The sequence below is a fragment of the Nostocoides japonicum T1-X7 genome, from assembly GCF_001046855.1.
In the GTDB taxonomy this organism is placed as follows: domain Bacteria; phylum Actinomycetota; class Actinomycetes; order Actinomycetales; family Dermatophilaceae; genus Nostocoides; species Nostocoides japonicum.
This window is the reverse complement of the sequence record NZ_HF570958.1, coordinates 4,480,473-4,491,203: the sequence shown is the minus strand read 5'-3', so window position 1 is coordinate 4,491,203 and position 10,731 is coordinate 4,480,473. Positions and strand designations below refer to the sequence as shown.

Here is a 10,731-nt window from a genome sequence, read left to right as displayed (position 1 = left end):
CGGGCGTGGGGGCGGCCGTGGGTGAGGCCCCGTCGTCGGTCGTCCAGGTGTGCGCTTCCGACGTCATCGCCTCGGAGTCCATCTTTCTCCATCGGGTGGTGCGGGCCGGTCAGCGTCTCGCTGATCGCCACCGAGCGTTCGGTCACCGACCCTATCAGCGGGCCCGGGGATGGCTCTGGGCGTAGACCTCGCGCAGCCGCTGGACGGTGACGAGGGTGTAGATCTGCGTCGTCGTCACCGAGGCGTGCCCGAGCAGCTCCTGGACGACCCGCACGTCCGCTCCCCCGTCGAGCAGGTGGGTCGCGAAGGAGTGGCGCAGCGTATGCGGGGACACGCGGTCGCCGAGCCCGGCCCGGTCGGCGGCGGCCTGGACGACGCCCCACGCCCCCTGCCGGGTGAGCCGGCCGCCCCGCTGGTTGAGGAACACCGCGGGTGTCCCCTTCCCCTTCGCGGCGAAGGCGGGACGGGCCCGGACGAGGTATGCCGTGAGCGCCCCCCTCGCATACGACCCGAGCGGCACGAGCCGCTCCTTGCCGCCCTTCCCGAAGAGGCGGACGACACCCTCGTCGAGGTCGATGTCGTCGACGTCGAGCCCGACCGCCTCGGAGATCCGGGCGCCGGCGCCGTAGAGCACCTCGAGGAGCGCCCGGTCCCGCAGCGCGGCGGGCGTGTCCCCCGCCGAGGCCGCGTCGAGGAGGCGCTCGACCTCCTCGACGGCGATCGCCTTCGGCAGGTGCGACGGCGAGCTCGGGGGCGGGACGCCCGCTGCCGGGTCCTCCGTCGTGTCGCCCTCGAGGGCGAGGAACCGGTGGAACCCCCGGACGGCGACGAGCGTCCGCGCCGCCGACGACGCGGCGAGCGGCCCGTGGTCGGCGTCGCCCGTCCGCAGCGCGGCGAGGAAGCCCGTCACGTGGGCCTCGGTGACGGCCTCCGGGCGGGTCACCCCCGACGCGGCGAGGTATGCCGTGTACCGCGCGAGGTCGCGCCGGTACGACGCGAGCGTGTTGGCCGACGCACCGCGCTCGACGTCGAGGTGGGCCAGCCACGCGCGGACGGCGGTCCGCATTCCGTGGGGGGGCTCCGCTCCCGCGAGCCCCCGGTCGTGCGGTCCCGCGTCTCCCGATCCGTCACCGGCGGAACGGGAGACGCGAGAGGGGCCCGTCAGGAGAGCGCCTCCTCGACGGTGATCGAGTCCATGCCGAAGGCGTCGGCGACCGGGGCGCAGGTGATCTGCCCCGCGTACGTGTTGAGGCCGAGGGCGAGCGAGCGGTCCCTGCGCATGGCGTCCTTCCAACCGAGGTTCGCCAGGCGCACGGCATACGGGAGCGTCGCGTTCGTCAGGGCGTACGTCGAGGTGTTCGGCACGGCACCGGGCATGTTGGCGACGCAGTACATGATCGAGCCGTGGACCTGGAAGGTCGGGTCGGCGTGCGTCGTCGGGCGGGTGTCCTCGAAGCAGCCGCCCTGGTCGACGGCGATGTCGACGAGGACCGAGCCCTCCTTCATCTGGGAGACGAGCTCGTTGCTGACCAGCTTGGGGGCCTTGGCGCCGGGGATGAGGACGGCACCGATGACCATGTCGGCCTCCATGACCTGCTGGCGGATCGCGAGGGTGGACGACGCGAGGCCGTGGACCCGGTTGCTGTAGCGCCAGAACGACATCCGCAGCTTGTCGAGGTCGGTGTCGAGGAGGGTGACGTCGGCGCCCATGCCGAGGGCGATGTTCGCGGCGTTCTGACCGGACACGCCGGCGCCGATGATGACGACCTTGGCGTTGGCGACGCCGCCGACCCCGCCCATGAGCACGCCCCGGCCGCCCTGGGCCTTCATGAGGGAGTAGGCGCCGACCTGCGGGGCGAGGCAGCCGGCGACCTCCGACATCGGGTAGAGCAGCGGCAGGCCGCCCGAGGGCAGCTGGACGGTCTCGTAGGCGATGCCCGTCGTCCCGGCCTTGACGAGCTCCTTGGTGAGCGGCTCGTCGGCGGCCAGATGGAGGTAGGTGAAGAGGGTCAGGTCGTCGCGGAGGCGGTGGTACTCCTCGGCGACCGGCTCCTTGACCTTGATGACCATCTCCGAGGTGCCCCACACCTCGTCGGCGGTGGGCAGGATCGTCGCGCCTTGGCGCGTGTACTCCTCGTCGGGGATCTGGGAGCCGAGGCCGGCCCCCTGCTCGACGACGACCTCATGACCGTTGACGACCAGCTCGTGGACGCCGACGGGGGTGATGCCGACCCGGAACTCGTTGTTCTTGACTTCCTTGGGGATGCCGACCTTCACGAATATCTGTTTCCTTGTCTGCAATTGTCGCGTCGCGAGCGTCGTTGCCCGCGACAACGGGCGGCCTGGCGGCTGCGCCCGTGATTCTAGTGCCGTGGACCACCCCGCCCGGGACGATCGCTGGAGGCCTCATGAAGCTGTATGCCGACCTACCTACCCGCCGCACCGCGCAGATCCTCGCGGACGTCGGCATCCTCTGCTGGACGGCGGTGTGGGCCTGGGTCGGCCGCCTCGTCCACGACACGACGATCCACCTCGCGACGCCCGGGCACCAGCTCCAGGACACGGGAGCCGGGCTCCATGACCGGATGACACAGGCGGCGAGCACGCTGACCGACGTGCCGGTCGTCGGGGACCGGCTCGCGGAGCCGTTCACCTCCGTCGCCGGGACGGGTACCCAGGTCGCCGACGCCGGGACGAGCCTCGTCCAGGCGGTCGAGCGGCTCGCGACCGTCCTCGGCTGGACGACGGCCCTCGTCCCGATCGTCGTCGCGGCGCTCGTGTGGCTCCTCCTGCGAGCCCGGTTCGTCCGGCGCGCCACGGCGGCGCAGCGGTTCGTCGACAGCGCGGCCGACCTCGACCTGTTCGCCCTCCGGGCGATGACGCGTCAGCCGATGGCCAAGCTCGCGCGGCTGTCCGACGACCCCGCCGGGGCCTGGCGCCGTCGGGACCCCGACGTCGTGGCGCGCCTGGCCCTCCTCGAGCTGCGTGCCTGCGGCCTGCGTCCCCCGGCCCTCGGTCCCCAGGGGTCATCCTTGACCTGAGGGTCAGGTTCCGAGGGGTTCGGGCACGACGAGGGACGGGTGCAGGTCCTCCTCGGGCGGCAGCCACGCGCCCGCGTCGGCGGGCACCTGCTCGCCGCTGCGGATGTCCTTCACCTCGTCGGCGGCGCCGTCCGTCCCGGAGAACCAGACGTACGGGATCCCCCGGCGGTCCGCATACCGGATCTGCTTGCCGAACCGGGCGGCCGCCGGCGCCACCTCGACCGGTATGCCACGGGACCGCAGCGCCGCGGCCGTCCGCATCGCCGCGGGCCGGTGCGCCTCGTCGGCGAGCGCGACGAGGACGCACGTCGGCGTCGACCGCGAGGCCGTCACCCCCCACCGTGACACGACGAGACCGAGGAGTCGGGAGACCCCGATGGAGATGCCGACGCCGGGGTAGGTCGTCCGGCCGTCCGAGGCGAGGGTGTCGTAGCGGCCGCCGGAGCACACCGAGCCGTAGCCCTCGTGCCCGACGAGCTGGGTCTCGTAGACCGTCCCCGTGTAGTAGTCGAGGCCGCGGGCGATCCGCAGGTCGGCGACGAGCGTGCCGGGAGCGAGGTCGAGGCCGGCCCGGATGACCGCCGCGAGCGCGTCGAGACCGCTGTCGAGCGTGGGGTGCTCGACGCCGAGGGCACGGACCTGCTCGACGAACGAGAGGTCCTCCGAGCGGATGGCGGCCAGCGCGAGGACCTGCTCGGCCTGCCCCTGTGAGAGCCCGGACCCGACGAGCAGGTCCGCGGTCCGCTGCGGCCCGATCTTGTCGAGCTTGTCGACGATCCGCAGGGTGGCGACGACGTCGGTGACGCCGATGCCGAGGTAGAAGCCCTCGGGGATCCGCCGGTTGTTGACCTGGATCCGGAAGTCGCCGACGGGCAGCTGACGGAAGACCTCGGCGATGACGAGCGGCAGCTCCGCCTCGAAGTGCGGCGCGAGCTCGCCGGCGTCGACGACGTCGATGTCGGCCTGGGTGAACTCGCGGTACCGCCCCTCCTGGGGCCGCTCCCCCCGCCACACCTTCTGGATCTGGTAGCGGCGGAAGGGGAAGGCGAGCTTGCCGGCGTTCTCCAGGACGTACCGGGCGAACGGCACGGTGAGGTCGAAATGGAGGCCGAGCGCATCGTCGGAGCCACGCTCCTCGGACCGGGCGGCGAGCCGGTGGATGCCGTAGATCTCCTTGTCGGCGTCCTCGCCCGACCCGAGGAGCCGGGACACCGGCTCGACGGCCCGCGTCTCGATGGAGGCGAACCCGTGCAGCTCGAAGGTCCGGCGGATGACGTCGAGGACGAGCTGCTCGGCGATGCGGTCGGCGGGGAGGAACTCGGGGAACCCCGACAGCGGGGTCACCTTCTCGGCGCGCGGCCTCGGCGCCGGCTCAGGGGTCTGGTTCACGGTCACAATCCTTGCAAGTAGGGGTTCGTCGCCCGCTCGCGGCCCATCGCCGTCGCGGGGCCGTGGCCGGGCAGGACGAGCGTCGTGTCGGGCAGCGGGAGGACGACGTCGCGCAGCGAGCGGAGCATCGCGGGGTGGTCGCCTCCCGGGAGGTCGGTGCGACCGATGGAGCCGGCGAAGAGCACGTCGCCGGACAGCACGGTCGACTCGAGGGGCACGTCGGTCGCCACCCCGTCCGGCAGGCCGGGGAGGGCGAACATGACGGACCCCTCGGTATGCCCCGGCGCATGGAGGACGTCGACGTCGAGACCCGCGAGGGTCAGCCGCTCCCGGTCGGTGATCTCGACGACGTCGTCCGGCTCGCTCCACGTCGTCCGGCCCCCGAACTGCTGCTCGAGCATGGCGACGAGCGCCGGCTCGAGCGTGGAGACCGGGTCGGCGAGGCGGTACCGGTCGTCGCCGTGGATGTATGCCGCCGTGCCGGGCCGGCATACCGGCGTCACCGAGAAGACGTGGTCGATGTGGCCATGGGTGAGCAGCACCGCGGCCGGGCGGAGCCGGTGCTCGGCGAGCACGTCGCGCAGGGTGTCGAGGACGCCGATGCCAGGGTCGACGACGAGGCACTCGCTGCCCGGCTCGGTCGCGAGGACGTAGCAGTTCGTCCCGAAGGCGGCGGCGGGGAAGGCGACGGTGAGCACCCGGCGAGCCTACCGACGCCCCGACGGGGGCCGATTGCCTACACTGACGTCCTGAACCGACCGCCTGTCCCCTGCCCACGTCCCCGAACGACCCCCGAGGTGCCCCACCCGTGACGAAGGCCCAGGAGCGCGCGCGTGCGCGGCGCCGCTACGAGAAGCGCGAGGCGGCGCGCATCGCGAAGGAGGCCCAGCGCAAGCGGGATCGGGTCGTCGTGGCCGTCGTCGTCTGCGTCCTCGTCCTCGTCGCCGGGTTCGTCGTCCTCGCGCGCCAGCTCAGCGGCTCGTCGAACGAGGCGTCCACGCCGTCCGGGTCGGCCACGTCGACGACGGTGGCGGGGTGCCAGGCACCGCCGTCGCCGCTCGGGACGAATGCCGAGCTCTCGCTCCCGAGCAAGAAGACGGCCGAGGGCAAGACGTTCGTCGCGACGCTGACGACGAACTGCGGCGACATCCAGCTGACGCTCGACGGCTCGAAGGCGCCCCAGGCCGTCGCGTCGTTCAACCAGCTCGCGGAGAAGGACTACTGGCGCGACTCCCCGTGTCACCGGCTCACGACGTCGGGCTACTACATCCTCCAGTGCGGTGACCCGACGGGCACCGGGCAGGGCACGCCGGGCTACGGCTTCGGGGTCGAGAACGCACCGAAGGACGGGAAGTACCCCCGCGGCACCGTCGCGATGGCCCGGACGTCGGACGTGAAGAAGGGCAACGGGGGCCAGTTCTTCCTCGTCTACAAGGACACCGAGCTGCCGGGTGGCTACACCATCTTCGGCACCGTGACCAAGGGGATGGATATCGTCGACAAGATCGCGGCCGCCGGGGTGTCCGGCGGCGGCACCGACGGCACACCCGCAGCGCCGATCAGCATCCTGCGGGTCTCTGTCACCGAGAAGAAGGGCTGACGTGAGCGACCAACCGGACGAGGCGACCCCGACGCCGGCCGCACCCGACGTCCCGGAGGCTGTCCAGGACTCCCCTGAGGGCGCCCAGGCCCCGGAGGACGTCTCGGTGCCCGCTGCGGAACCGACCCCCACCGAGCCGGTGTCCGAGGTGACGGCCGCCGACGGCGCGGACTCGTCCGAGGGCCAGACGCCCTCCGCGGAGGTCCCCACACCGGCCGTCGAGTCGGCCCCCGAACCCTCCCCCGCGTCGTCGGCAGCGGACGGCCCGGACTCCCCCGAGGGCCAGACGCCCTCCGCGGAGGTCCCCGCACCGGCCGCCGAGTCGGCACCGAGTCCGACGCCGGCCCCGAAGCCGGGTCCACCTCGCATACCGACGCCGGCCGCGATCGCCAAGCGCGTCCACCCGGCACCCGCCGCAGCGGCCCCGGCCCACTCCGACTCGGCGCGCTTCGGGCGGGTCGACGAGGCGACGGGCACGGTCTACGTCACCGACGGCGACGGGGAGCGGGAGGTCGGCGCCTACCCCGGCGCGACCCCGCACGAGGCGCTGCAGTACTTCGCCCGCAAGTACGACGAGCTCGCCGCGACCGTCGAGCTCCTCCACCAGCGGCTCACCGCGACCGACGTCGGCGCGAAGGACGCGGCCGAGGCGTTGGCCCTCCTCCAGGAGCAGACGACCGAGCCGGCCGTCGTGGGAGACCTCGCGGCGCTGCATACGAGGGTGACGGAGGTCGAGGCCCTCGTCGAGCGGCGCCGGGAGGCCGAGGCGGCCGAGCGGGCAGCGGCACGGGCCGCGGCGGTGACCGAGCGGGAGGCGCTCGTCGCGGAGGCGGAGCGGATCGCCGGCCAGCCGGTCGAGCGGATCCAGTGGCGCCAGAGCAGCGAGCGGATGCGGGCCCTCCTCGACGAGTGGAAGCACCACCAGCGCTCCGGGCCGAAGATCGACAAGCCGACCGAGAACGCGATGTGGCAGCGCTTCAGCCATGCGCGCAACGCCTTCGACAAGGCCCGGCGCGCCCACTTCGCGCAGCTCGAGGTCACCCAGGGCGACGCCAAGCGCACGAAGGAAGCCCTCGTCAAGGAGGCCGAACAGCTCGCGACGAGCAAGGACTGGGGCCCGACGGCCCGCGCCTTCAAGCAGCTCATGGATCGGTGGCGCCAGGCCGGCCGGGCCGCACGCAGCGACGACGAGGCCCTGTGGCAGCGGTTCAAGGCGGCCCAGGACGCCTTCTTCGCCGCGAAGGACGAGGTGTCGGCCGCCGAGGAGGCCGAGTTCCGCGCGAACCTCGAGGTCAAGGAGGCCCTCCTCGCCGAGGCTCAGGCCCTCCTGCCCGTCAAGGACCTCGACGCCGCCAAGGCCGCGCTGCGGACGATCCAGGACAAGTGGGAGAGGGCCGGGAAGGTCCCCCGCGCGGACGTCGACCGGATGGAGCGCGGTATGCGAGCCGTCGAGTCCGCGGTCCGCGACGCCGAGGACGCCCGCTGGAAGCGGTCCAACCCCGAGGTCGAAGCCCGGGCCAGCTCGCTCGTGACCCAGCTCGAGACGTCCCTCGCCGCGTTGCGGGACGACCTCGCCAAGGCCGAGGCCGCCGGCAACGACCGCCGGGTCAAGGAGATCACCGCGAAGGTCGAGACGCAGCAGGCCTGGCTCACCCAGGCCCGCAAGGCCCTCGCCTGATCCGGTCCGCGTCGAGCCGGGCGTGTTCGGCTCTCCGGTCGTCCGGTCGTGGGGGACGGGCTTCCGTGGTCAGGCGGGGTGGTGGTGGTTCTTGCCGCCGGTGATGCGGTAGACGTCGAAGACGGCGTCGATCTTGCGGACCGCCTTCATGACGTGGTCGAGGTGGGTCGTGTCGCCCATCTCGAAGGTGAACCTCGAGATGGCGACCCGGTTGCGGGAGGTCTGGACCGAGGCCGACAGGATGTTGACGCCGGCGTCGGACAGGACCCGCGTCACGTCGGACAGCAGCCGGGAGCGGTCGAGCGCCTCGACCTGGAGCTGGACGAGGAAGACCGAGCCCGACGAGGGCGCCCACTCGACGTCGACGACCCGGTCCGGCTGGGAGAGGAGGTTCTCGGCGTTCGTGCAGTCGCGGCGGTGGACCGACACCCCGTCGCCGCGCGTGACGAACCCGATGATCTCGTCGCCGGGCACCGGCGTGCAGCACCGGGCGAGCTTGACCCACACGTCGGACAGGCCCTTGACGACGACGCCGGGGTCGCCGGACCGGGACCGGACGACGCGGCCGGGCTGCGGGATCGTCGCCTCCGCGAGGTCCTCCGAGGCGCCCTCCTCCCCGCCGAGCTGCGCGAGCAGCCGCTCGACGACGTGCTGGGGCGACACACGGGACTCGCCGACCGCGGCATACAGGCCGTCGATGTCGTGGTAGCGCAGCTGCTGGACGACCGCCGCGAGGTTCTCCGGCGACATGAGCCGCTGGAGCGGCAGGCTCTGCTTGCGCATCGTCTTGGCGATGGCGTCCTTGCCGCGCTCGATGGCCTCCTCACGACGCTCCTTGGAGAACCACTGCCGGATCTTGTTGCGGGCGCGCGCGGACGCGACGAAGGACAGCCAGTCGCGGGAGGGCCCGGCGCCATCGGCCTTCGAGGTGAGGATCTCGACGATGTCGCCGTTCTCCAGCCGCGACTCCAGTGGCACGAGCCGCCCGTTGACCCGGGCCCCGATGCAGTGGTGCCCGACCTCGGTGTGGACGGCGTAGGCGAAGTCGACCGGCGTCGAGCCCGCCGGCAGGTCGATGACGGCACCCTGCGGCGTGTAGACGTAGACGGCGTTCGCGGTGATCTCGAAGCGCAGGGACTCGAGGAACTCCATCGGGTCGGAGGTCTCCCGCTGCCAGTCCATGAGCTGGCGCACCCACGCCATGTCGTGACCGGGCTGCCCGCCCCGTCCCGGCGCCGAGCCGTTCTTGGCCGCCGGGCCGTCCTCCTTGTACTTCCAGTGCGCCGCGACGCCGTACTCCGCCCGGCGGTGCATGGCGTGCGTGCGGATCTGGATCTCGACGACCTTGCCCTCCGGCCCGACGACCGTCGTGTGGAGGGACTGGTACATGTTGAACTTCGGCTTCGCGATGTAGTCCTTGAACCGCCCCGGGACCGGGTTCCATCGCGCGTGGAGCGCCCCGAGCGCGGCGTAGCAGTCGCGCACGGTGTCGACGAGGACCCGGACGGCGATGAGGTCGTGGATGTCGTCGAAGTCGCGCCCTCCGACGATCATCTTCTGGTACACGGAGTAGTAGTGCTTCGGCCGTCCGGTGACGACGGCCTTGATCTTCGCAGCCTTCAGATCGGCCGTCACCTGCTCGCGGACCTGGGCCAGCGACTGCTCACGGGCCGGTGCGCGCTCGGCGACGAGGCGCACGATCTCGTCGTAGACCTTCGGGTAGAGCGTCTGGAAGGACAGGTCCTCCAGCTCCCACTTGATGGTGTTCATGCCGAGCCGGTGCGCGAGGGGAGCGTAGATCTCCAGCGTCTCCCGGGCCTTGCGCTGGGCGGACTCCCGCGAGACGTAGCGCCAGGTCCGGGCGTTGTGGAGCCGGTCTGCGAGCTTGATGAGCAGGACGCGGATGTCCTGGCTCATCGCGACGATCATCTTGCGGACCGTCTCGGCCTCGGCGGCCTCCCCGTAGGTCACCCGGTCCAGCTTGGTCACCCCGTCGACGAGGGCCGCGATCTCCTTGCCGAAGTCGCGCTGCAGCTGCTCGAGGCTGTATGCCGTGTCCTCGACGGTGTCGTGGAGCAGGGCTGCCGCGAGGGTCGGCGGGGTGAGGCCCAGCTCCGCGAGGATCGTCGTCACGGCGAGCGGATGGGTGATGTAGGCGTCGCCGCTGCGGCGCTTCTGGCCCGAGTGCGCCTTCTCGGCGACGGCATACGCGCGCTCGATGACCGACACGTCCTCCTTGGGATGGTTCGCGCGAACCGTCGACAGGAGGGGCAGGAGGACGGGGTTCGTCGCCGGCTCCCGGGAGCCGATCCTCGCGAGCCGGGCCCGGGCACGGGCGCGGCTGGAGACCGTGCCCTCGCTCGTGCCCTCGCTCATGGGGTGAGTCTAGTTCGCAGGCGTGGGGCGCCTACTCGACGCTCAGCAGGACGTCGACGACCCGGCCGTCGAGGCGCTCGCGGCCGTGGAGGAAGGCGAGCTCGACGACGGCGACGAAGGCGACGACGAGCGCCCCCGCCTGCTCGACGAGCCGGCAGGGTGCCGCCCGTCGCGAGGACGTCGTCGACGACGAGGACCCGGTCGCCCGGGCCGATCGCGTCGGTGTGCACCTCGATCGTCGCGCTGCCGTACTCGAGGTCGTAGGTCACGGTGTGCGTGTCTCCGGGGAGCTTGCCGACCTTGCGGACCGGCACGAAGCCGACCCCGAGCGCGAGGGCGAGCGGGGCGCCGAAGACGAGTCCTCGCGCCTCGATCCCCGCGACGACGTCGACCTGTCCCCGGAACCGGCCCGCCCACTCCTCGACGACGGCGCCGAAGACCTCCGGGTCGCGCAGCAGCGGCGTGATGTCCTTGAAGAGGACGCCAGGCTGCGGGAAGTCCGGCACGTCGTGGATCGACGCGGCGATGCGGTCGGCGAGGGTCACGGCGTCCATCCGGTCCCGCGTCACCGCCGCGACTTGGGCGTCCGCTTGGGCTGGTTGCGCGGGCCGCTCGCCTGCGCATACCGGTGCACCTTGCGCCCCGTG

The 10,731-nt window shown here is 72.3% G+C and carries 9 protein-coding genes; 3 read left to right on the top strand and 6 right to left on the bottom strand.

Going from position 1 to position 10,731, the window contains the following annotated elements:
* Window positions 1–154 precede the first annotated feature (154 nt).
* A complete protein-coding gene (xerD, locus tag BN12_RS20385; RefSeq protein ID WP_048555332.1) occupies window positions 155–1,066 on the bottom strand; it encodes a site-specific tyrosine recombinase XerD in 912 nt (303 codons plus the stop codon).
* 95 nt (window positions 1,067–1,161) lie between these two features.
* Complete coding sequence (gene ald / locus BN12_RS20380) at window positions 1,162–2,277, bottom strand: alanine dehydrogenase (RefSeq protein WP_048555330.1); 1,116 nt, start codon at window positions 2,275–2,277, stop codon at window positions 1,162–1,164.
* A 131-nt stretch (window positions 2,278–2,408) separates the two neighbouring features.
* On the opposite strand from ald, the gene BN12_RS20375 reads away from it, so the two are divergent.
* Window positions 2,409–3,041, top strand: a complete 633-nt coding sequence (locus tag BN12_RS20375) for a hypothetical protein (protein WP_048555328.1) — start codon at window positions 2,409–2,411, stop codon at window positions 3,039–3,041.
* Window positions 3,042–3,044: 3 nt separating this feature from the next.
* On the opposite strand, the gene hisS is transcribed toward BN12_RS20375, so the two are convergent.
* Complete coding sequence (hisS, locus tag BN12_RS20370; RefSeq protein WP_048555327.1) at window positions 3,045–4,430, bottom strand: histidine--tRNA ligase; 1,386 nt, start codon at window positions 4,428–4,430, stop codon at window positions 3,045–3,047.
* 2 nt (window positions 4,431–4,432) lie between these two features.
* Entirely contained in the window at window positions 4,433–5,128 is a 696-nt protein-coding gene (locus tag BN12_RS24765) for an MBL fold metallo-hydrolase (protein WP_048555325.1), read from the bottom strand.
* Between the two features lie 110 nt (window positions 5,129–5,238).
* Between BN12_RS24765 and BN12_RS20360 the strand changes: the two genes are divergently transcribed.
* Both BN12_RS20360 and BN12_RS20355 read left to right on the top strand, forming a co-directional pair.
* Window positions 5,239–6,030, top strand: a complete 792-nt coding sequence (locus tag BN12_RS20360; protein WP_048555323.1) for a peptidylprolyl isomerase — start codon at window positions 5,239–5,241, stop codon at window positions 6,028–6,030.
* A gap of 1 nt (window position 6,031) precedes the next feature.
* Entirely contained in the window at window positions 6,032–7,708 is a 1,677-nt protein-coding gene (locus BN12_RS20355; RefSeq protein WP_083454807.1) for a DUF349 domain-containing protein, read from the top strand.
* Window positions 7,709–7,777: 69 nt separating this feature from the next.
* Here BN12_RS20355 and BN12_RS20350 read toward each other — a convergent pair whose 3' ends face one another.
* The gene (locus BN12_RS20350) at window positions 7,778–10,084 is read right to left on the bottom strand and encodes a RelA/SpoT family protein (protein ID WP_048555321.1); all 2,307 of its coding nucleotides are present in this window, start codon (window positions 10,082–10,084) and stop codon (window positions 7,778–7,780) included.
* Window positions 10,081–10,731, bottom strand: a 651-nt coding sequence (locus tag BN12_RS20345; RefSeq protein WP_327152679.1) for an adenine phosphoribosyltransferase, incomplete at its 5' end; no start/stop codon positions are given. The genes BN12_RS20350 and BN12_RS20345, both read right to left, overlap by 4 nt.

Coding starts and splice junctions, on each gene's coding strand:
- xerD (WP_048555332.1), bottom strand. CDS start 1,066: ATGCGGACCGCCGTCCGCGCGTGGCTGGCCCACCTCGACGTCGAGCGC.
- BN12_RS20375 (WP_048555328.1), top strand. CDS start 2,409: ATGAAGCTGTATGCCGACCTACCTACCCGCCGCACCGCGCAGATCCTC.
- BN12_RS20350 (WP_048555321.1), bottom strand. CDS start 10,084: ATGAGCGAGGGCACGAGCGAGGGCACGGTCTCCAGCCGCGCCCGTGCC.